Below are 22,653 nucleotides of genomic sequence, written 5' to 3' on the forward strand. Positions count from 1 at the left end.
ACCCCAAATTCAACTAATCTTTCAACATCAAGCTCTTTTTTACTCTAGTAAAATAGTTGCATTTTAAAATACCTATATAAGGCTTTTGATTTTCTTATACCAATATCGTCATACCTTAAAAATATAAAAAATAGGAAACACTACAATTTTCTCAAATATTTAAAATCCCAATATTCCTACTATCACTTCAGTGCCTATTTATAAATAGAAGCTAGTTTTTAAAAGTGATCTAGTAGAAGTTTAGTCTTCTAAATCACTTTTAGATCCATATATAGATGCATTAACTTATTTTTAAATCTTTTTTATAGCTCTATCCCATATTAGATATAATTTTTTATTTCCTACTCATGTAAACGCTAGAGTAACCATGTAGTTTTTATAAATTATAAAATAGTTATATTTAAGCTACACATCTTATTGAAAGTCTCTTCTTTTTTATCACGACTATTTATGGAAAAAAATTGCAGATCAAGGATTGCTTTTTTGTTTATAAAAATACCCTTGAAAAATATAATAATTTTTTAAATATCAATATATTAAACCAAAACCACAAGTAAAAATATTATAGTCCTAACTTTTATTCATAGCATAACGATTGTCGCTTTATAGTATTGTTGAATAAATATCTGCACAAAGCTAAACCCTATTTTCTCATTAATGATAAATCATTTTCATACTTAAGTTTTTATCAGATAGCTCACTCCACGTGGAACAATCGCTATTTTGCTATAGTTTTTTGCGATCAAAAAAATCGATCCAAATAGAATCTAAGAAAAGGAAAGTTGATTGATATGACACTTTAGAATCATATAACAAAGAAAAAGGGAAACGATCTCTCCCAAAATCATTCCCCTATTAAAGTCAAATCTAGTGATTTGACCGATTATTTCGCAGTTATTATTATTTTGTACTTGTGCCCTCTGAAATGTGATTTAAACCACAATTTTCGTTACTTAATATAATCAGATTATTTAGCAAATGCAATCAAAATAGAAAAAATTAATCACTGTTTTTATAGATGTTTTTTTTATGACAATATATTTAATAGAGATAAAGAAATATACAAAAAGGCCACCTTTTGGCAGCCTTTATTTTTCAATTACTTAACAACAAATTACCTTAATCAGTAAAGGTTACTTTCGCAATTGCTTTCTTACTTGCCTGAATAATCAAAGTACCATTTTCTTTGACCATAAAGCCTGCATCAACTACATTCCAATCAACCTTAACTGCACCACGACCAACAGCATCTTTAGATTGAGCTGAATTTTTGGTTAAGCCTGCGGCACGAAGAATTGAAATAATCGAAACTTCACCACCAAACTCACCACGTGAAATGGTTACTTCAGGCGTTCCTTCAGGAAGTTCACCTTCAGTAATTAAGTTACCTGCTCCTTTGTGGGCATGTTCAGCAGCTTCAGTACCGTGGAAACGTTCAACCAATTCCAGTGCAAGAATTTTCTTCACATCTTGAGGATTACGACCTTCTTCAACCTCTTTCAATAGAACCGCAATTTCATCTAATGATTTGAAGCTGAGTAAATCAAAATAGCGTTCAATTAGGCTATCTGGCATAGAAAGGACTTTTTGATACATCGCACCCGGTGCATCAAATACGCCAATATAGTTGCCTAAAGATTTAGACATCTTATTTACACCATCCAAACCTTCAAGAATGGGTACAGTAATACACACTTGCGCTTCTTGATCATAACGACCTTGAAGTGTACGTCCCATCAATAAGTTAAAGGTTTGATCTGTACCACCCAACTCAACATCGGCTTCAAGTGCAACCGAGTCATAACCTTGTACCAATGGATACAAAAACTCATGAATTGCAATCGGCTGATGGTTGTTATAACGCTTGGTGAAATCATCACGTTCAAGCATACGCGCCACAGTTTGCTGTGAAGCCAACTGAATCAAATCAGCCGCAGATTTTTCTGCAAACCATTCTGAGTTAAAACGTACTTTCGTTTTAGCAGGATCAAGAATTTTAAAAACTTGTTCTTGATAGGTTTTAGCATTCTCTAATACTTGTTCACGTGACAATGGTGGACGGGTTGCGCTCTTTCCTGTTGGATCACCAATCATGGCAGTGTAATCACCAATCAAGAATGTCACATCATGACCTAAGTCTTGGAACGTTTTTAATTTATTGATTAAAACGGTATGACCTAAGTGCAAATCTGGCGCTGTAGGATCAAAGCCCGCCTTAATTTTTAAAGGACGATTTTTTTTGAGTTTCTTTAAAAGATCCTCTTCAGAAATAATTTCGTGTGTACCTCGTTGAATGAGGGCAAGTTGTTCTTCGGCTGGCAGGAAATTTGACATCACAAAACCCAAATACATATGTTGTTCAATTTGTGCGATATACTAACACTTTTTCAGCACAATGCAGGCGAAGTATATTTCATGACAACAATCTATATTGGCGTAATGACGGGCACGAGCATGGACGGCGTCGATTTTGTTGCTGCTTCATTTAATCCACTCCACATTCATGCAACATTAACCGTACCTTTCGATCCTCATTTACGTGATGAATTGATGGAACTCACGTTACCTGATGACAATGAAATTGACCGCATGGGTAAAGCTGATGTGGCTTTGGCTGCTATGATTGGACACGGCGTAAACCAATTGATTGCTGAAAATAATCTAGATAAAGCTCAAATTAAAGCCATTGGTTCACATGGGCAAACCATTCGTCATCGTCCTGAACATGGTTTTACCTTACAAATTGGTGATCCCAACATCATTACTGAAATCACGCAAATTCCAGTAATTTCCGATTTTAGACGTCGTGATATGGCAGCAGGTGGTCAAGGAGCACCCTTAGTTCCTGCATTTCACCAAGCACTCTTTCAACATGAAAGTATTCATCGGGTGATTTTAAACTTAGGTGGTATTGCCAATGTCAGCATGTTGCCCGCAGGTCAACCCAATGCTGTTTATGGTTTTGATACAGGACCTGCCAATATTTTGATGGATGCATGGTGTCACCGCTATACGGGCCAACCTTATGATGAAAATGGTAATTGGGCAGCGTATGGACAACCAATTCGTAGCCTACTTGATCGTTTACAGTCACATGAATATTTCTCCAAAGAACCCCCAAAAAGTACAGGACGTGAAGACTTTAATCTTGAATGGTTAGATGAAAAAATTACAGATTGGCGCAATGATCTTGAATATGATGAACTCGAAGATACACCTGAAAATGTACAAGCAACTTTACTAAAACTGACTACTCGTGCAATTAAAAAAGCCATTTATCGTTCAAATATGGACACTGGTGAAGTCTATGTCTGTGGTGGCGGTGCATATAATTCACACTTGCTTGAACAACTCCGTTGGCGTTTACGCAAACATAATTGGTCTGTGCAAACAACGTCTGCACTCGGACTTGCACCAACTTGGGTTGAAGCGACTGCTTTTGCATGGTTAGCAATGCGCTCAGATCAACATCTCAGTGGTAATCTTCCTAATGTGACAGGTGCTAAAGGTGATCGTATTTTAGGTACAATTACTTTTGTTTAAAATAGTTGAGTTATAGGTCGAAAATTGTAGAACAATGATCGACCTATAAAGCCTATTGCCTGTCCTGTACTGCTGTGAACAAAAAATATAAAACTGCCACTATCAATAAAAATAATTTTGAGAATATTCCACAATGAACGTGAAACAACAACGCATCGAACAATACCAAAGAGATGGACTGACTTTTGATGTGATAGATCGTGGTCCTTTAGATGGAAAGCCGTTTGTATTACTGCATGGATTTCCCGAAACCAATCAAAGTTGGCAACACACTGCTGAAATTCTCAATCAGCAAGGCTACCGTACTTTTGCAGTCAACCAACGTGGATATAGTCTTGGTGCACAACCCTCGAAACGTCGTGACTATCGTAGCTCAGCGTTAGTTAAAGATATTAATACTTTACTTGATATTATTCAGGAACCTGCTTATTTGATGGGACATGACTGGGGTGCAGTTGTTGCGTGGGAAATAGCACAAACTTATCCTGAAAAAATTAAGCATCTCATTACTATTTCAGTACCACATAAAGCAGCATTTATGCGTTCAATGCTCAGTAGTAATCAGCTTTTCAAATCATATTATATTGGACTATTCCAACTACCTAAAATCCCAGAACTACTCTTTGAAAAATTGCCAAGAATTGGTCTAGGTTTATTAAAAAATTCAGGAATGAATGAGCAACAATTGAAAGATTTTCAAAAAGAAATGGTACAAGACAAACGCCTAAGTACAGCATTGAATTGGTATCGTGCCCTGCCATTTAGTTCAAATAAAAATTTAACGAAACCTGTGACTGTACCGACTTTATTTATTTGGGGCAAACATGACACAGCAATTGGTGAAAAAAGTGTAAAACTCAATAAAGACTATGTGGAAGCACCGTACCAAGAAGTGATTATGGATGCTACACATTGGATTCCTGTACAAAATGCCCAAGAACTTACACAACATGTATTAGCGAGCATTCAATAACATACCTATTTTTACGCTTAACCATTTCACACTCAAATAAAATCCATAAAAAAGCCCTCGTTATTTGAGGGCTTTTTTATTTCATTCGTCAGTCAGTACATCAACATATATTTTAGATTGAGAATGATGATCCACAACCACATGTAGTCGTTGCATTTGGATTATCTACAATAAAACGTGAACCTTCTAAACCTTCAAGATAATCTACTTTTGAACCGACTAAATACTGATAACTCAATGAGTCTACGAGCATTTTCACATCGCCATTCGAAAATTCGGCATCATCTTCATTTTGGCTTTCTGCAAAATTAAAGCCATAAGAAAAACCTGAACAACCGCCACCTGTCACATAAACTCGTAACATCAAATCTTGATTCCCCTCGCTATCACGTAGCTGGCGAACTTTATTTGCAGCATTATCAGTCATCTCAAGCACTTGTGCATTCATGATCGGTTTTCCTCAAACAATCTGGATGGTTCTAAAAAGACAAAACCATATATTCAGTATAATAACATACTCAATATATGGTCAGTCTACGAACTTTAAAGTTTATTCAGAGTAAAAGACTCTGAATATATTTGAGCTTACTTGTAGTTTTCGTCCTGAAGTGCGCATTCAAAGTTTTTCGGATTTTGTTTACAGCGGAACTGCCACAAAAACTTCATCATTTGTTTGTTATATACACCTTGCTTGGTCAAGCTAATACGTGATTCACGCATCAACTTTTGATAACCTGGTTGATCACCTGCAGGAACTTGCATCCAATATTTAGCAGGAATATCAGCCTTCATTTTTCCAATAATACCGTTAGCACGTGGTAATTGTGATTTTACCCAATCACGCGATTTTTGACCAAAACCTGCTGGGAATTTATCTGGGCGAATAATCAAATTACCCGTAATTTGCAAAATTGGATAATTGACAATCGCACCTTTGGTACCTAAACCTTTATGTAATTCTAACGGTTTAAATACAGCAGCAGGTGCACCAATAATGTCGACCTGACCATTGTTAAACTTTGCACCAAAGTTAGTTACATCAGCACTTACCGCCTGTGCACCGATTTGCTGAACCATAATTTTTTGTGCTTGATCATAATCAAGTACTGCTATTTTCTTACCTGCCGCTTTTGCAACGGTATTAATACTACGGTCATTAACCATAAGATAAGCATCGCCGACAGGAATAACACCGACTACTTCATATTGACCACTAGTCATGTATTTTGCAAATGCAGGAGTTGAAAGACCTTGCATCACTTTTACCGCAAGGTTTACATCAGGAATAGCACCAATTGCATCTAAAGAACCTGTAAAGTTATTAAACTGACGACCACGCATACCCGTCACACTAATACCGTCACATTTACCCGCTTTAAAATCTTCTGCAATCACCGCTTCATTTTGATTTACACGTAACTCAATATCAGCCCCCCAACTTTTGGCAGCAAGCTGATAATCTTTCATTAAAGTATAAACATCACCACTTTTACCTACTAGGTCAAATACACACATCACTTGCTTTGCTTGAGTTGCTGAAGCAGTTGCCATAAGCCCTGCTGACAGTAATAAAGCTTTGGATAATTTCATTATTTTTTTCCTTTCCTTGATCATCTCTTTTAATTATTCATGATCTGCCCTAATCATCCAAATGAGCGTAGGCATAGACAATAAATACAACTTTATATCTGATCACATAATACAAAGTCTCTACTTTTCATCACAAGAATACTGGATTTAAGAGCAACCACAATGGCAAGAATGACATGAAAATACAATTTAAAAAGTCTAGATCGAAATCTAGACTTTTTATTAAAAATCAATAATCTTAATTATTATTCACCGCCAAGTGAACACTCAAAATTCGCTTTATCGACAGAACAACGTGCTTTTTTCAATACAGACATCATACCTGCATCATAGATGCCTTGTTTCGTCAGTTCCAAACGACCGTCACGCATCAACTTTTGGTATTTCAATTTATCTTCAGGCGTTAGGTTCATTTTGTATTTTGCAGGAATAGTCGCTTCCAAGCGATTGATCATAGCAAAGCTTTTTGGCAAATTTTTTACAAAATAATCACGCGATTTTTGACCAAAACCTGCTGGAAATTTCTCAGGACGAATGACAAAATCTGCTGTTACTTGTAATACCGGAAAGTTAAACATTGCACCGTTTGTACCTAGACCTTTTTGAATTTCAAGAGGTTTGTAGGCATAAGCTGGCGCACCAACCATATCGACTTGACCATTGTTAAATTTTGCAACAAAATTAGTAATATCCGAAGGAACTGCTTGTGCACCAACACGCTGTACAAGTATTTTTTGAGCATTATCATAGCTTAAAACAGCAAATTTCTTACCTGCTGCTTTTTCAATCGAATTGATACTTTTATCACGTACAAATATAAATGCAGAACCTAGTGGGGCAATACCTGCAACTTCATATTTTTTTCCACCAAGCGTTGTCGTCATTTTTGCAGCATTACGTGGATCTAAGGCAAAAGTAATTGCTTTTTGTGCAATCGCATTACTTGGAACACCACCAATAGAATCAATTGAACCTGCAAATTTATTGTATTGACGTGCGCGCATTGCGGTCATAAATACGCCATCACATTTACCTGCTTTGAAATCATTGTCCGCTACTGCTTCATCTTGCTTAGGTAGTAAAACAACATCAGCACCCCAAGATTTAGCAGAAAGCGCCCATTCCTGAGCCATTTGATACGATTCGCCAGACTTACCTAACAAGTCAAATACGCATACATTGACAGCAGCTTGTGCAGATGATGCAAAACCGACCACTGTTGTTGCAGCAATTGCTAAGGCAATTTTTTTCATAATTACATCCTTTTCGATTTATTGTTCAGGAATACAGAACGCTCCATATGCGCAATATTAATCAGCTTTATATAAAAAAAATAGAGCATTTGCTCCATTTTTTTTAGACATTTTATTTATTAATATTTTTCATATACTTATGTTTTGACTGTACATTCAGTTTTACAATTTTTCTATATTCTTTGCAAGAACTCACAGTTTCATCGCATAGTCTTTACATAGGAATTTATAAAATTATTCATTTTTAATGATGAAATAAGCAATTACGCCAATACAGTACTCAACTTTATAAAAATTAACCTGAAGAACAAAATATTCTAAAAGTATATAAAATAAGCCAATTTTTATTGTCGTAATAACTGTATTTTATTGAATGTCCCGATATTTTCAAATTTTTTACTCATTCCTATTATTCACCACTTAACGAACACTCAAAGTTGGTTCGTTCAATAATACAACGTGCACGTTTTAAAACAGACATCATCATTGCATCATACACACCATTTTTAGTGAGCTCTATACGTCCATCACGAAGTAATTTTTGATAGCGGAGTTTATCTTTAGCTGAAATATCGAGTTTATATTTAGCAGGAATTTCAGCTTCCATAACGCAAACTGATTACTTCGCTTGAGCAATCTGCGGTAAAAATACACCACTCAAACCGAGTATTATTAATTTATTCAAAATTTTCAACTATTTACCTTTTTATTATACATTTTCGTTAAAGCTCTCACGAAGAATGAATCCATCAATTAAAATCACACCTAATATTTTTATGTTTACATTAATTCTAAAATTATTTTAGTCTTACAAACTCATCAAATTACAAGATAGAGGTTGAAATGTTTTTTAATGTAATTTTTTTCAATTTATAAATATAATGTGACTTATTTTGCAAAAAAGGTGTCTTACATTTTTTCCGATAAAGCGCACATTTAAATTTGAGATTTTTTTATTTTATTGATGATTATCAGTTAATTAAACTTATTTAAAGATGTAAATTTTAAATCATCTGATTTTTCATAATATAAAGATATTTTAATATATAAAATAATTAAAATTAAACAACAGTATGTTTAACTTCATACTTCAAAAAAAGAGCCTTTTAAAATTAAATTTCAAAAGGCTTTGAATTAGTTCAGAAATGATCAAAAATTAGGTATGAATTAAGCGATTATTCTCCACCCAATGAGCATTCAAAATTGGTGCGATCGACTGAGCAACGTGCACGTTTTAACACCGACATCATACTTGCATCATAAATGCCTTGTTTGGTCAGTTCAATCCGACCATCTCTGAGTAATTTTTGGTATTTTTCTCGCTCTTCTTTACTCAAATCTATCCGATACTTAGCAGGAATACCATCTTCAAGGCGCTTTACCATAGCAAATTGACGAGGTAATTGTTTAATAAACCAAGTTCTAGATCGTTCACCAAAACCCATAGGAAATTTGGCTGTATTAAAAATTAAATCAGCAGTGACATTAAGCACAGGAAAATCAACCATTGCACCTGTTTGACCTAAACCCTTCTCAATTTCTAAAGGTTTATAAGCATAAGCAGGTGCCCCAACCATATCTGCCTGACCTTTATTAAACTTTGCGACAAAATCAGAAACATCAGAAGGTACAGGTATTGCTCCCACACGTTTTACCATTGCAATTTGGGCTTTATCGTATTCAAGAACAGCGAATCGCTTCCCCACACCTTTTTCAATCGTATTGATTCTTTTATCTTTTACAAAAATATAGGCAGGACCAATTTGCCCAATACCACCGACTTCATAATCCACACCATCAATATTGGTTTTTAAACGCTTTATATTACGTTTATCAAGGACATAAATAATCGCTTTTTGTGCAATTGCATTACTTGGTACTCCACCTAATGCATCGACTGAGCCAGCAAATTTATTATAAGATCGTGCACGCATAGTGGTCATATAAACAGCATCACACTTACCTGCTTTAAAATCTTCGTCTGCGCGCTCTTCATTCTGATAAGCGATTAATTGAATATCTGCGTTCCATCCTTTAGCTGCTAAACGCCATTCTTCCATCATTTTATAAGATTCACCGGCCTTGCCCAGTAAATCAAATACACATACATCTTGTTTTGCCTGAGCAGTGCTTGTCATTCCCATTGATATTAAGACAGCCAATGCAAGTACGCCATTTTTCATTGTATTTCCTTATACTTTTGATTGTATTTTATACAAATTAACAATAAATCACTTTTTCCCACAAAAATAGAGCCTTTGCTCTATTTTCCGATAAGTAACGATAACTCAATCTTTTATAATTTTTTTTGTTTTACTCAAGATATCCTTTAAAATAGCCAACCTTGTGTTCAAAAGAATGACGTTTCATGATTCAGCTCGACCAACTTTCGATTCGCCGTGGCGGACGAATTTTATTTCAAAAAGCGTCTATGCAACTCCATCCAGGCTGGAAGATTGGTTTGACAGGTGTCAATGGTGCAGGTAAATCAACGCTTTTCTCTGCACTTTTAGGTGGTATGGAATCTGATGGTGGCTCTTTAACTCGTCCAGCAGTTTGGACCGTTGCACACATGGCGCAAGAAATTAAAGCCTTAGACATGAAAGCCATTGATTTTGTACTTTCAGGCGATGAAGAATTTTGGGAAATTCAAAACAAACTCGATCATCCTGAAAACTTAGATGACAATGAACTTGCACATTTATATGGACGTTTTGATGAAATTGATGGTTATACAGCACCCTCAAAAGCATCACAACTCATGGCAGGACTAGGTTTCTTTGAACATCAATCACAACTTGATGTTTCGAGTTTTTCTGGTGGTTGGCGCATGCGTTTGAACCTCGCACGCACCCTCATGAGCCGTTCAGACTTATTATTACTTGATGAACCGACTAACCATTTAGATTTAGATGCTATTTTATGGTTAGAAGATTGGCTGAAAGCCTACGAAGGTACATTGGTACTCATTTCACATGACCGTGATTTCTTAGATGCCATTACTGATCATATTTTACATATTGAAAATCAAGAATTAACTCTCTATACAGGGAACTACTCTACCTTTGAACGTACTCGTAGTGAACGCCTAGCGCAACAACAACAAGCGTATGAAAAGCAGCTTGAAACTCGTGCGCATTTACAAAAATATATCGATCGTTTTAAAGCACAAGCAACCAAAGCTAAACAAGCACAAAGCCGTATTAAACAGCTTGAACGCATGCAAGAACTTTCTGCTGCACATGTGGATACACCATTTACCTTTAGTTTCCGCGAACCAACAAAAATGAGCTCACCATTACTTGAGCTTGAACATGCAGATATTGGTTATGGTGAAAAACTGATTGTCACCAATGTGAATTTACAAATTACACCGACTAGTCGTATTGGTTTACTCGGGATGAATGGTGCAGGTAAATCGACATTAATCAAATCTTTAGTTGGTGATTTACAGCTCATGCAAGGTCTTCGTAAAGACTCTGAACTGCTGAATATTGGTTATTTTGCACAGCATCAAATGGATGCTTTGGATGGTAATGCGAGTCCAATGTTGCAATTGGCACGTATTGCCGATAAAAAAATCAGTGAAGCAAGCTTACGTTCATTCTTAGGGAGCTTTGGTTTTAGTGGCGAACGTATGGATACACCAAGTGAAAGCTTCTCAGGCGGTGAACGTGCACGTTTGGCTTTGGCTCTCATTGTATGGCAACGCCCAAATGTTTTGATTCTCGATGAACCGACCAACCATTTAGACTTAGATATGCGCCATGCTTTGACTATGGCACTCACCGACTTTGAAGGTGCTGTGGTTTTGGTTTCGCATGAACGTCAATTGGTGGCGAGTGTTTGTGATGAGCTTATTTTAGTTCATGGCGGTGAAAGCCGTGAATTTGATGGCGATTTGGTTGCTTATGCAGATTGGTTACGCCAAGCTCGTATCGACATGATGAAAAATGGTCAAAAACCTGCTGAACCTGTTAAATCTCAAGTCATTGAGAAAACAGCATCTTCAAATAAAGGCGATAAAGAGGCACAACGTAAAGAAGCTGCTCGTCAAAGAGAGCTGAGTCGTCCGATTCGTAAAAATATCGAAAAAATTGAAGCTGAAGTTAGTAAAATCCAGCCTCGTTTAGCAGAAATTGAAACCTTACTTGGTGATTCAGCACTGTATGAAGTCCATCGTAAAAATGATTTACTAAAATTAATGGATGAACAAAGTGTCCTCAAGGGTAAATTAGAAAAATCTGAAGAAAAAATGTTAGAACTGATGATGGAATTGGAAGAGCTCGAAAGCTCTTTTGAATAATTTTTCATTTTGTGCTTAAAAGCCGCTATTTAGCGGCTTTTTTTATTATCGAAAAATGTAAAAAAATAAATATCACTCTTATTTACAAAATGAATATTTTATTTAATGACTCTGCTGACCTGAATCCCCTTTAATATAAAACAATATTAAGATCAAGTATTTGATTTTATTTCAAAAAAAATACATAACTTTTATTTATATATTTCCGTGGAACATTTTTAACATTCTTTATTTCAACTTAACTAATGCATTTAAAACAATATAACTAAATACCTTCATCTCCTTAACTCTCAAGGAAATCATGTTATCCACAATGCATAAAAATATAATTTAAATTTAAAATTAATTCCGATACCATTTATATATCAATAAATAATACCTGTGGATAAGTGTTGATTTTTTGTTTTATATTTTTAAATTTCTCTCTGATACAAAACTATTTATGAATATGAATGGCATAAAACTGCTACTTTTTTATTATTAGAATAATTTTCTACACTTATTTTTTATTATTTTAGCTTTATTTTTGATTAAAATACATACAATTCTGACGAATAACACTCACTATTATCGCTTTTTAAAGAGATTTTCTAGCTACTTAGGAAGTAAATTTGAGTATTCTTAATTCCTTACCATAAAAAACTCTTACTACAAAAAATACGCTCATTAGACATATCAAATAAACGATATTAAGCAATAATCAAATTTTTAAGCAAAAAAAACACTGTCCATACAATGTTTTTCTCACTCACACACCATTTAAATCACTTATATATTTTGAACTTTTCTCACCTTACAAAAGCGAAGCTCTATAATTTTCCAATCCGAATCATAGATCCATAATTCTTGAATTTGACGTAATTCATTTTCAAGCTCCAAAGTCACTTTACAATGAGTTTGCTCACGATCAAACTCAAATTCCTCACTCGAAATTTCAGGTTTTTGTGGCTTCCACACACCATTTTTAACCGCATGTGCAATTTTTTCATAGCGAGTTACACTACTTTCAGTAATCCCTTCTTTTTCATAAATTACCTTAAATGATGGTGCTTCAAACTGCACTAAAACTTCATAATTTCCCGTAAAAAAAGCATTAATCCAACCATCTCGGGTTTGTTCTAATTGTCTATCCATTATACTTAGCCTCTTATTTTATAATAATCTAGAGATTGATGATTCAATATGCCATAAAAATAAGTCATTTTCATAAAAGAAATATTGCGCTACGAAGACACTTTTATTCAAATAAAAGAAAACCCCGAGAGAGTTAACTATTCGGGGTTTTTGCAGAATTAATGCTCAATTAAGCATCAATATCTGCATTTAAAGCATTTTCTTCAATGAATGCACGACGCGGTTCTACGTCATCACCCATCAAACAAGAGAACATACGATCTGCTTCAATCGCATCATCAATGGTCACTTGAAGCATATTACGATTTTCAGGATCCATTGTCGTTTCCCAAAGCTGTTCAGCATTCATCTCACCCAGACCTTTATAACGCTGGATCATCATGCCACGACGTGAATCAGACAAAATATGCTGCCAAACCTGATGGAATGTAGCAACATTAATTTTCTTCTCACCTTTTTGCAAATAAGCGCCATCTTCAAGTAAAGTAAACCAACTCTTCGAGTTTTGTAGTAAACGCTTGTATTCATTTGATGCAAGTAAGCCCTGATCAAGTAAATAATGATGTGGCAAATTATGAACATAAATCGTTACACGTGGCCAAAAGTGTGTCACTTTCGTGCCATCTGCATGTTCTTTATCAAACGGCTCTAATGTAATTTCAGGACGCAATGAAGGCTGATTTTGAGCAATAGCTACAGCCAATTTCTCGCCCCATTGCTTCACATACGACTCATCATGATTCTGATCAAGCTTAAAGCCTTCCAACTCAAGCAAACCATCTAATAAACTCGCTGGATAGCGTACTGTTAAACGCTGAATACTCTTTTGTGACGTTTGATAATCAGCAATCACTTTAGCTAGTGCATCACCACGAATAGCAGGTGCTTCTGCACTAATATGTAAATTCAGTTCATCAATCGCATTTGAAATAAGGTAAGTTTCAAGTGCATCATTATCTTTAAGATACTGCTCTTGCTTACCCTTTTTAAGTTTATATAACGGTGGTTGTGCAATATAAATATAACCACGTTCTACAAGTTCAGGCATTTGACGGAAGAAGAAAGTCAGAAGTAAAGTACGAATGTGTGAACCATCCACGTCCGCATCGGTCATAATAATGATTTTATGATAACGCAATTTATCGGGATTATATTCTTCACGACCAATACCACAACCGAGTGCAGTAATAAGCGTACCCACTTCTTGCGATGAAATCATTTTGTCAAAGCGTGCACGCTCTACGTTCAGGATTTTACCTTTTAACGGAAGAATGGCTTGCATCTTACGGTTACGTCCCTGCTTCGCAGAACCACCCGCAGAGTCACCTTCGACTAAGTATAATTCAGAAAGTGCAGGATCTTTTTCTTGGCAATCTGCTAACTTACCTGGCAATCCAGCAATATCTAATACACTTTTACGACGAGTTAATTCACGCGCTTTACGAGCAGCATCACGTGCACGTGCCGCATCAATGATTTTACCCGCAATCGATTTGGCTGCTGCAGGGTTCTCTAAAAGATATTCAGAGAACGATTTATTCATCGCTTGCTCAACAGCCGTTTTTACTTCACTTGAAACCAATTTTTCTTTGGTTTGTGAGGAGAACTTTGGATCAGGTACCTTCACTGAAACAATTGCCGTTAAACCTTCACGCGCATCATCACCTGAAACAGCAACTTTCTCTTTTTTGAGTAAGTTTTCACTTTCCATATAGCTGTTTAAGCCACGTGTTAAAGCTGCACGGAAACCGGCAAGATGCGTACCACCATCTTTTTGAGGAATGTTATTGGTAAAGCAACGAACATTTTCCTGATAAGTATCATTCCACTGTAATGCAACTTCAACACCAATGCCATTATCTGCCATTGTGGTGAAATGGAAAATGTCATTCAGATGTGTTTTGCCCTGATTGATATATTTTACAAACTCAGACAAACCACCTTCGTAATCGAATACATGCTCAGATCCAATACGATTATCCGCAAGTACAATACGTACGCCTGCATTCAAAAATGAAAGCTCTCGTAAACGACGCGCTAAAATATCGACATTAAAAATAGTTTGGCTAAACGTTTCAGCGCTTGGCCAAAAACGAACAGTAGTACCTGTTTCAGTTGTATCGCCAATGACTTTAAGCGGATAAACAGAATCGCCATGTTTATATTCTTGTTGGTGAATATGCCCAGCACGCTGAATAGTCAATTCAAGTTTGCTTGAAAGTGCATTTACAACGGATACACCAACACCGTGCAAACCACCTGAAACCTTATAACTGTTATCGTCAAATTTACCGCCTGCATGCAGAATCGTTAAAATTACTTCTGCTGCGGATACGCCTTCTTCTGGGTGAATATCGGTTGGAATACCACGACCATTGTCCGATACACTAACCGACTCATCCTCATGAATCGTAACTTTAATCTCGTCACAATAACCTGCTAAAGCTTCATCAATGGCATTATCGACCACTTCAAAAACCATATGATGCAAGCCTGAACCATCATCAGTGTCACCAATGTACATGCCTGGACGTTTACGTACAGCGTCCAATCCACGTAAAACTTTGATACTGGAAGAGTCATAAGCCTTTGCAGTGGTTTGTTCTGTTTGAGATGCTGATTGATCTTCTGAACTCATGGTTTCTCCCTAATAAAAAGTGGGTCTGTCCAAATCTGGCTAAAATATAAAATCATGGCACAACAGCCTGAACTTGACCGTGGTCAACATAAAATAATCGATATGAAATAGACAAATCATGTAAATGTTTTTTGACTGAGTCATGGTCTAGTGTGGTCATAAAAACCTGACTACCCAATTGGCTTAAACGCTTAATTAAACGCTGTTGTGCAGTTAAATCTAATTCTGCTGTCACATCATCTAATAATACCACAGTTTCCTTATTACAGGCATGTAACATGGCGATTTGAGATAGTTTTAATGCCATGATTAGTAACTTTTTTTGACCTCTAGAAAGCACCACATCAGCGTCACCTAGAGGCATTTTTAAGCGCAAATCTGCCCGATGTGGACCATATTCGGTATAACGCCGATCGACATCTTTTTGATGATACTGAATGAGATCATTAGCCAAACCCTGTTCCACGTGAAACCCCGCACTATATTCCAATTGAATATTTAAATGAGGTAATAATTCAGCAAGGTCTTGTTGTAAATATTTTTTCCATTGCTCCACAATTTCCATTCGTTGAGAATGTAAAATCTCTCCATAGTCGCTGAGCATTTTATTCCACGGTTCTAAATCTTGTAGAGATAAATGACGCTTTGTTTTCAGTAAACTATTTCGTTGTTTCAATGCTCTGGAATAATATTGCCACGCATGATAAAAATCAGGCTCCACGTGAAACATGAGCCAATCAAGCAACTGACGTCTAGGCTTTGCCCCATGATCAATAATATCGGTACTCAGCGGATCAATCAGTTGTAACGGTAGAATTTTTGCAAGTTGCCCTTGAGTAGCAACGGTATCACCATTCACCTTAATAAACTGTTCACCACTTTGCATTTTCTGCATACCGATTTTTTCAGTCGAGGATTGTGCAAAGACAATTGCATCAGATGTATTATTTTGAATATAATTTTTTGGAATATGCGTACGGAAAGAACGTCCCGTTGCAAGTAGATGAATTGCCTCAAGAACCGATGTTTTTCCTGAACCATTCTGCCCATAAAAGACATTAAACGGCTGCAACTCATGGAGTGCAACCGTTTTGATGTTTCGGACACGCTGTATATTTAAACGTGTAATATGCATGATTTAGTGTAAAGAATCAGAGTAAAAATCAAACACGCATCGGCATAACGACATAGGTTTGATTTTGCTGAGTTGGATCTTGTACCAATACAGATTGGTTTGCTTCTGTCATGGTCATAATCACATCATCGCCATCCAAAACACTTAAAACTTCTAAAATGTATTGTGCATTGAATGACATTTCCATAGGTGTATCTGCATATTGAATCGCTAAATCTTCAACTGCTTCATCTTGCTCTGGATTATTAGCACGCAACTGTAAAGAATCCGCACCAAAATTTAAGAATACACCACGAAGTTTTTCATTACTTAAAATTGAAACACGCTGTAAAGATTGCTTAAAAACATCATGAGCAATAATCACTTTTTTATCACCACCACGTGGAATCACACGACGGTAATCAGGAAATTTCCCATCAATCAGTTTTGTCGTGAAACGTACGGTAATATCACCCTGCTCTTTATCACGGCTTGGCGTATTAATCGTGACGTTTAATAATTCACGACCAATTAGCAAAGTTAACTGTTCATCTTCAATACTTAGTAAACGTTGCAACTCACCCACAGCTTTACGTGGAACAATCGCCTGTACAGGCTGTGTTGCTGTAGATGATGCCAATGTTTCGCACAATGCCAAACGGTGACCATCTGTTGTCACAGCGCGTAATTGATTTTCATCAATCTCAAGCAGCGTGCCTGTCAAATAAAAACGAACATCTTGGACAGCCATTGCAAACGATGTTTTTTCAAATAAGCGTTTCAATTCACGTTCTGTAACCTGAACTTGCGTGCCCTGACTATTTTCAGTGGTCAATAATGGGTAATCTTCCGCAGGTAAAGTACCGAGAACAAAACGACTTGCACCTGATTTTAAAATACAGCGTTGATCATCGGTAATTTGTAAATCAATCAATGCGCTCGTTGGCAATGATTTACAGATATCCATCAACTTACGTGCGGGTACAGTGGTTTCCCCTGCTTGTAAACATGCACCATCAGCCAATGTTGTACTTGCCACCAATTCAACTTCTAAATCTGAACCTGTAATGGTTAAAGCTTGTTGATTTGCTTGAATTTTTACGTTTGAAAGAATGTTTAAAGTATGGCGACGTTCAACAGCACCCACTACATGAGATAAAACATTAACTAAGCTTTCTTTCGCGATTTTCAAACGCACGATGGATTCCTCTAAAACTAGATATAGGTAAATTTTTTGTCGAATGACGTACTATGCGGCAGATTATGCCGCATTGCAAGAACTGGAAGTTAAGAATATTTTTTGAGCGAATTTCTGCTTTGTCACATCAACTTTGCAACAAACGCATGAGGTTTTTATAATCCTCATTAAAAATTGGATCTTCATCACGTAAACTTTGCACTTTATCACACGCATGCATCACGGTACTGTGATCTCGACCGCCAAAAGCCATTCCAATTTCAGGAAAACTATCACCAGTAAGTTCTCGTGCCAATCCCATTGCTAACTGACGCGGACGTGCATAAATACGAGTACGCTTTGGTCCAACAAGCTCTTTGAGGGGAATTCGGAAGTACTCACTCACTACACGCTGAATATTTTCAGTGCTGATGTTACGGGCACGAATTGCCAATACATCTTTAAGCGATTCACGAACCACTTCAAGATCAATATTCGTACCTTTAAAACGTGAAATTGCTACGACTTTATTCAGCGCACCTTCAAGTTCACGAACATTGGCAACGACTTGCTGTGCAATAAACAAGGCACAATTACGCGGTAAATCAACACCGCTGCTTTCTGCTTTTTTCAGTAAAATTTCAATACGAGTTTCAATATCAGGTGGTTCTACACCCACTGATAGCCCCCATGAAAAACGTGAAACTAAACGTGGATCAAGTTCTGTTAATTCTTTCGGGTAACGATCAGAAGTTAAAATAATCTGCTTTGACTCATCGAGTAAAGCATTAAACGTATAGAAAAACTCAACAAGACTTGCTTCTTTACCTGCCAATAAATGAATATCATCAACCAATAATAAATCAAGTGAACGACAGTTTTTCTTAAACTCTTCAACCTTACCTTTTTGTAAAGAACTTACAAAATCTTGTACAAAACTTTCTGCAGTCATATACATGACACGCGCATTCGGTTTTGCTTGTAGTAAAGAATTCCCCACAGCTTGCATTAAATGAGTTTTACCCAAACCAGTAGGTCCATATAAAAACAATGGGTTATGTTGTGATTCACCTAATTGGGTCAATACTTTACGGCATGTTTCAGCTGCCATTTGATTAGAACGACCTTCAACAAACAGTGCAAAAGTAAAAGATGGGTTCAGTACACGTTTACGCGTGTTCTTTGGTGAAATCGTTTCATGTTCTTTTTTTACACGTGTTGTTATTGGTGTAACAGATACAGGTGCCGAGTCCAACGCTGCAGTTGTTGTTGCAGGTTGTTCAGCTGCAGATAAAATCGCACCAGGGCGAGAATCTACTAAAATTTCAACTTTACGGATACGCCCTTCTGAAAGCTGTTCAGCAAGAATTGAAATCAACTCAAGATGATGCTCTTGAATATAGCGTGTCCAATAAGGATTCGGTGCATAGAGTTTAAGTGTATCTTGTACTTCTTCTGCAATAAGGGGTCGAATCCACATCGCATAGACATTATCAGAGAGCTCTTGTCGCAAGCGAGTTAAGCAGTCGGTCCAAAGCATGTGAAACCCCTTAATTAATTCTGTTTAAATTTAAAAACAGCCCTCAACCATTGAGGGGTCGCCATTCTAACCAAGTTATCCACATCTGTCATGAACTAATATTCAATTCTTGAATAAAAAAACAACATTCTGTGAATTATTTTAAATTCAATCCCCTTGTGGATAAAATTCCAAACAAGCTGTGGATAGAATAAATGCCAAAGTTATGCACAGTTTATCAAGACAATTAAAACATAGTTATTCACAATATAAGAAAATGATTTTAAAAAATAAAATATTGATTTCCACAAGAAACCAAGACCCTAATAGTAATAAATTTAAATTTATAAATTTGAATTTAATTATATATAACCCTTATTTCTGGGGATAACTAGCATAGCGAATTAAATTTAAATTCAAATAGGAAATATAAATTTAAAAATGAATGTTTAAATTTATACGCTTAACGGTTGTGGGTATTTCTATTGATATCTCTGTTGATAACTATCATTTTTAATATAAATTATGTGTTTATCTTGTGAATACTATTTTTATGCTTCCTGATAATCAATTGTTGATTGATTTTGTAAATTGATCAAAAAAAAATCTTTTATTAAAATAAAATAGGTTATTCATTGACAGAACAAACAATGCACAATAAACTCGCGAACCTTTATACAAAGATCATTTTTGGAGTTTCGATATGAAACGTACTTTCCAACCATCTGAATTAAAGCGTAAGCGCGTTCATGGTTTCCGTGCTCGTATGGCTACTAAAGCTGGTCGTCAAGTTCTAGCTCGTCGTCGTGCAAAAGGTCGTCATAGCTTAACTGTTTAATTTATTAAACAGTTTTAGCTTACGATTTGGGTGTTATGTCACTTTATAGTTTCAGTCCTTCGGTGAGAATCCGTTGTGCTGCAGATTACAAATGTGTATTTGATGGTGCGCTTTTTAAAGTGCATCAACCCCATTTTTTATTTTTAGCAAAAGTTACCGAACAGCCTCATAGCCGTTTGGGTATTGTTGTTGCTAAGAAAAAAGTGCGCCGTGCGCATGAAAGAAATCGAATAAAACGGCTTGCTCGGGAAAGTTTTCGCTTACATCAGCAAAACATTGAGTTGCTCGATATTGTAGTGATGCCAAAAATGGGTATTGATACAATTTCAAATGCTGAATTACATCAGCAATTACAATTTGCGTGGCAAAAATTGCAACGCCTTGTCAAAAAGCACCATAAAATAGCTCCCTCTTCCTCTCAAAATTAGAGATGACCAATGGCTCGATTACTGCATTGGCTGATTCGTTTCTATCAAATTGCGATTAGTCCTTTAATTGGACCTCGTTGCCGTTATATTCCAACTTGTTCTCAATATTCATTGGAAGCGATTCACGTTCATGGTGCCTTAAAAGGTAGTTGGCTTGCGACAAAAAGAGTATGCCGTTGTCATCCTTGGGGTGGTTTTGGTTATGATCCTGTGCCTGTTCCTAAAAAAGTAATTCGTTTTATTTCATTTCAACCAGTGGATTCTCAAACGGTTCATGTTGCTGTACCCTTGCGTGGACGTTTATTGAACCAAAATCATTCACACCATTTGGGGTAATTGTTATGCAACAATGGGCCAGATTTGCAATTCTCGGGGCCATGTTTGTCACTGCGTATTTATTAATATTGGCATGGCAAAAAGACTATGGACATTCTAGTCAATCTGAGCAAAAAACCGCAGCTATTGTTGCGCAAGATACAACTCAGGCGCATCTTGCTACTGATCAGCCACAAGTTGGTGCGACTGCCCCTGCGGCAAAGACTACACCACAAAAGCTGATCACGATTAAGACCGATCTTTATAATATTTCTATCAATCCCAAAGGTGGTGATATTGAGCGTGTTGAACTCCTGAATCATGATAAGAGCAAAAATAGTGACGATTCTTTCGTTATGCTTGAAAATGATGCAACACGTAAATATATCGCAGAAACTGGTTTTAAAGGTTTGAATGGTACGGATAATAATCCGAATGCCCGTCCTCAGTATGAAACAGAAAAAGCGGCTTATACACTTGCTGATGCGAAAGATGTAAAAGGTAAGGACGGCAAAGTTGAAAAAGTGATTTCAGTGCCGTTAGTGTTTAAAACTGCTGATAATGTTGAAGTGATTAAAACCTTTACATTTAAGCAAGGCACTTATCCAATTACAGTTAGTCATAAAGTAACGAACCGCAGTGCACAACCGTGGCAAGGTCAACTTTACGGTAACATCATCCGCGATAATTCTGATGATCCAGGTAAATCGGATCAAGGGATTTTTACACTAGGCACTTACTTAGGTGGTGCGTGGGGTACACCTGAAGAGCATTACAATAAGCTTAAATTTACCAATTTCTCTGAAGAAAAATTGAATAAAGAAGCGACTGGTGGATGGGTTGCAATTGTTCAGCATTACTTTGTGAGTGCTTGGATTCCAGGTAACTTTAATGGTCAGCCATTTAAAGCGACACTTGAATCAAATAAAGACAATAACTTAAATGTGATTGGCTTTACTTCGCCAGCAATTAATATTCCTGCTGGCACAGCAATGGAAATTGATGCGACATTCTATTCAGGTCCAAAAGTTCAGTCTGAACTAAGTGATTTGGCTGTTGGTTTGAACCAAACTGTTGATTATGGTTGGTTATGGCCAATCGCAAAATTATTGTTCATGGGCTTACAATTCTTCCATGGTATTGTGGGTAATTGGGGTTGGGCAATTATTCTGCTAACCATTTTGGTGAAACTGATTCTTTGGCCTTTATCTTCAAAAAGCTATCGTTCTATGGCGAAGATGCGTGTAATTGCACCTGAAATGCAACGCATGAAAGAAGAGTTTGGTGAAGATCGCATGCGTTTCTCTCAAGAAATGATGGCGCTTTACAAACGTGAACAAGTGAATCCACTTGCGGGCTGTTTACCGTTATTACTTCAAATGCCAATCTTCCTTGCGTTGTATTGGGTATTGATGGAGTCGGTTGAATTGCGTCATGCACCATGGATGCTTTGGATTCAAGATTTATCTGCAATGGATCCATGGTTTGTACTTCCATTGATTATGGGTGTGACCATGTTTGTGCAACAAGCATTGAATCCACAACCAACTGATCCTATGCAAGCAAAAGTGTTCAAAATCATGCCGATTATGTTCACTGTATTTATGTTGTTCTTCCCTGCTGGTTTGGTTTTATATTGGATCGTGAACAACTCGATTACGATTCTTCAGCAATCATTTATCAATAAAAGTGTTGAAAAAGCCAAAGCAAAAACGACAGAGGTTGTGTAAATGATTGAGTCTTTATAAAGATTCATCACCAAGCAACAGCTGAATAAATCCGCTTAAGATGGTAATCTTAGGCGGATTTTTTATTGTCTAAATTT

17 protein-coding genes and 1 pseudogene are annotated in these 22,653 nt (G+C 36.5%); 7 read left to right on the forward strand and 11 right to left on the reverse strand.

What is annotated here, in order from left to right; all coding sequences use genetic code 11:
- Positions 1 to 1,119: 1,119 nt before the first annotated feature.
- Complete coding sequence (tyrS, locus tag FW754_RS15130; protein WP_446325103.1) at positions 1,120 to 2,352, reverse strand: tyrosine--tRNA ligase; 1,233 nt, start codon at positions 2,350 to 2,352, stop codon at positions 1,120 to 1,122.
- 63 nt (positions 2,353 to 2,415) lie between these two features.
- Here tyrS and FW754_RS15135 point away from each other — a divergent pair, with 63 nt between their 5' ends.
- A complete protein-coding gene (locus tag FW754_RS15135; protein ID WP_446325104.1) occupies positions 2,416 to 3,543 on the forward strand; it encodes an anhydro-N-acetylmuramic acid kinase in 1,128 nt (375 codons plus the stop codon).
- Between the two features lie 133 nt (positions 3,544 to 3,676).
- On the forward strand, positions 3,677 to 4,516 hold the full coding sequence (locus tag FW754_RS15140; RefSeq protein WP_446325105.1) for an alpha/beta fold hydrolase: 840 nt from the start codon (positions 3,677 to 3,679) through the stop codon (positions 4,514 to 4,516).
- Between the two features lie 112 nt (positions 4,517 to 4,628).
- Here FW754_RS15140 and erpA read toward each other — a convergent pair whose 3' ends face one another.
- From erpA to FW754_RS15165, 5 genes and pseudogenes are all read right to left on the reverse strand, one after another.
- Positions 4,629 to 4,964 (reverse strand): iron-sulfur cluster insertion protein ErpA, encoded by a 336-nt coding sequence (gene erpA / locus FW754_RS15145; protein WP_409512461.1) that lies wholly within the window; start codon positions 4,962 to 4,964, stop codon positions 4,629 to 4,631.
- 137 nt (positions 4,965 to 5,101) lie between these two features.
- Positions 5,102 to 6,106, reverse strand: a complete 1,005-nt coding sequence (locus FW754_RS15150; protein ID WP_409512460.1) for a putative solute-binding protein — start codon at positions 6,104 to 6,106, stop codon at positions 5,102 to 5,104.
- A gap of 245 nt (positions 6,107 to 6,351) precedes the next feature.
- Complete coding sequence (locus tag FW754_RS15155; protein ID WP_409512459.1) at positions 6,352 to 7,359, reverse strand: putative solute-binding protein; 1,008 nt, start codon at positions 7,357 to 7,359, stop codon at positions 6,352 to 6,354.
- A 409-nt stretch (positions 7,360 to 7,768) separates the two neighbouring features.
- A pseudogene (locus tag FW754_RS15160) lies at positions 7,769 to 7,966 on the reverse strand (putative solute-binding protein); the annotation flags it as partial.
- A gap of 568 nt (positions 7,967 to 8,534) precedes the next feature.
- Positions 8,535 to 9,542, reverse strand: coding sequence for a putative solute-binding protein (locus FW754_RS15165; RefSeq protein ID WP_409512458.1), 1,008 nt, complete (start codon positions 9,540 to 9,542; stop codon positions 8,535 to 8,537).
- 185 nt (positions 9,543 to 9,727) lie between these two features.
- On the opposite strand from FW754_RS15165, the gene FW754_RS15170 reads away from it, so the two are divergent.
- The gene (locus FW754_RS15170) at positions 9,728 to 11,665 is read left to right on the forward strand and encodes an ATP-binding cassette domain-containing protein (RefSeq protein WP_446325106.1); all 1,938 of its coding nucleotides are present in this window, start codon (positions 9,728 to 9,730) and stop codon (positions 11,663 to 11,665) included.
- Positions 11,666 to 12,433: 768 nt separating this feature from the next.
- Here the strand turns inward: FW754_RS15170 and FW754_RS15175 are convergent.
- The 5 genes from FW754_RS15175 to dnaA form a co-directional block, all read right to left on the reverse strand.
- On the reverse strand, positions 12,434 to 12,799 hold the full coding sequence (locus FW754_RS15175; protein ID WP_419348643.1) for a hypothetical protein: 366 nt from the start codon (positions 12,797 to 12,799) through the stop codon (positions 12,434 to 12,436).
- 169 nt (positions 12,800 to 12,968) lie between these two features.
- Positions 12,969 to 15,437, reverse strand: a complete 2,469-nt coding sequence (gene gyrB, locus FW754_RS15180; protein WP_419348640.1) for a DNA topoisomerase (ATP-hydrolyzing) subunit B — start codon at positions 15,435 to 15,437, stop codon at positions 12,969 to 12,971.
- A 52-nt stretch (positions 15,438 to 15,489) separates the two neighbouring features.
- Positions 15,490 to 16,572: a DNA replication/repair protein RecF gene (gene recF / locus FW754_RS15185; protein ID WP_446325107.1), complete on the reverse strand. Its 1,083-nt coding sequence runs from the start codon at positions 16,570 to 16,572 to the stop codon at positions 15,490 to 15,492.
- Positions 16,573 to 16,600: 28 nt separating this feature from the next.
- Entirely contained in the window at positions 16,601 to 17,749 is a 1,149-nt protein-coding gene (dnaN, locus tag FW754_RS15190) for a DNA polymerase III subunit beta (RefSeq protein ID WP_419348634.1), read from the reverse strand.
- A gap of 127 nt (positions 17,750 to 17,876) precedes the next feature.
- Positions 17,877 to 19,268, reverse strand: coding sequence for a chromosomal replication initiator protein DnaA (gene dnaA / locus FW754_RS15195; protein ID WP_409512452.1), 1,392 nt, complete (start codon positions 19,266 to 19,268; stop codon positions 17,877 to 17,879).
- A gap of 682 nt (positions 19,269 to 19,950) precedes the next feature.
- On the opposite strand from dnaA, the gene rpmH reads away from it, so the two are divergent.
- From rpmH to yidC, 4 genes are read left to right on the forward strand one after another with little or no spacing between them, the layout of a single operon-like run.
- Positions 19,951 to 20,085, forward strand: a complete 135-nt coding sequence (rpmH, locus tag FW754_RS15200) for a 50S ribosomal protein L34 (RefSeq protein ID WP_000831329.1) — start codon at positions 19,951 to 19,953, stop codon at positions 20,083 to 20,085.
- Between the two features lie 35 nt (positions 20,086 to 20,120).
- On the forward strand, positions 20,121 to 20,513 hold the full coding sequence (gene rnpA, locus FW754_RS15205) for a ribonuclease P protein component (protein ID WP_409512451.1): 393 nt from the start codon (positions 20,121 to 20,123) through the stop codon (positions 20,511 to 20,513).
- Between the two features lie 9 nt (positions 20,514 to 20,522).
- On the forward strand, positions 20,523 to 20,849 hold the full coding sequence (yidD, locus tag FW754_RS15210) for a membrane protein insertion efficiency factor YidD (protein WP_409512450.1): 327 nt from the start codon (positions 20,523 to 20,525) through the stop codon (positions 20,847 to 20,849).
- 5 nt (positions 20,850 to 20,854) lie between these two features.
- Complete coding sequence (gene yidC / locus FW754_RS15215) at positions 20,855 to 22,558, forward strand: membrane protein insertase YidC (protein ID WP_446325108.1); 1,704 nt, start codon at positions 20,855 to 20,857, stop codon at positions 22,556 to 22,558.
- The last annotated feature ends 95 nt before the right edge of the window (positions 22,559 to 22,653 follow it).

Source organism: Acinetobacter sp. 1207_04 (genome assembly GCF_052850415.1).

Bases quoted from the DNA above. Each gene is read 5' to 3' on its own strand.
- recF (WP_446325107.1), bottom strand. From the start codon at position 16,572: ATGCATATTACACGTTTAAATATACAGCGTGTCCGAAACATCAAAACG.
- gyrB (WP_419348640.1), bottom strand. From the start codon at position 15,437: ATGAGTTCAGAAGATCAATCAGCATCTCAAACAGAACAAACCACTGCA.
- FW754_RS15140 (WP_446325105.1), top strand. From the start codon at position 3,677: ATGAACGTGAAACAACAACGCATCGAACAATACCAAAGAGATGGACTG.
- tyrS (WP_446325103.1), bottom strand. From the start codon at position 2,352: ATGTATTTGGGTTTTGTGATGTCAAATTTCCTGCCAGCCGAAGAACAA.
- dnaA (WP_409512452.1), bottom strand. From the start codon at position 19,268: ATGCTTTGGACCGACTGCTTAACTCGCTTGCGACAAGAGCTCTCTGAT.
- FW754_RS15155 (WP_409512459.1), bottom strand. From the start codon at position 7,359: ATGAAAAAAATTGCCTTAGCAATTGCTGCAACAACAGTGGTCGGTTTT.
- yidD (WP_409512450.1), top strand. From the start codon at position 20,523: ATGGCTCGATTACTGCATTGGCTGATTCGTTTCTATCAAATTGCGATT.
- rpmH (WP_000831329.1), top strand. From the start codon at position 19,951: ATGAAACGTACTTTCCAACCATCTGAATTAAAGCGTAAGCGCGTTCAT.
- FW754_RS15175 (WP_419348643.1), bottom strand. From the start codon at position 12,799: ATGGATAGACAATTAGAACAAACCCGAGATGGTTGGATTAATGCTTTT.
- FW754_RS15135 (WP_446325104.1), top strand. From the start codon at position 2,416: ATGACAACAATCTATATTGGCGTAATGACGGGCACGAGCATGGACGGC.
- FW754_RS15165 (WP_409512458.1), bottom strand. From the start codon at position 9,542: ATGAAAAATGGCGTACTTGCATTGGCTGTCTTAATATCAATGGGAATG.
- rnpA (WP_409512451.1), top strand. From the start codon at position 20,121: ATGTCACTTTATAGTTTCAGTCCTTCGGTGAGAATCCGTTGTGCTGCA.
- FW754_RS15170 (WP_446325106.1), top strand. From the start codon at position 9,728: ATGATTCAGCTCGACCAACTTTCGATTCGCCGTGGCGGACGAATTTTA.
- yidC (WP_446325108.1), top strand. From the start codon at position 20,855: ATGCAACAATGGGCCAGATTTGCAATTCTCGGGGCCATGTTTGTCACT.
- FW754_RS15150 (WP_409512460.1), bottom strand. From the start codon at position 6,106: ATGAAATTATCCAAAGCTTTATTACTGTCAGCAGGGCTTATGGCAACT.
- erpA (WP_409512461.1), bottom strand. From the start codon at position 4,964: ATGAATGCACAAGTGCTTGAGATGACTGATAATGCTGCAAATAAAGTT.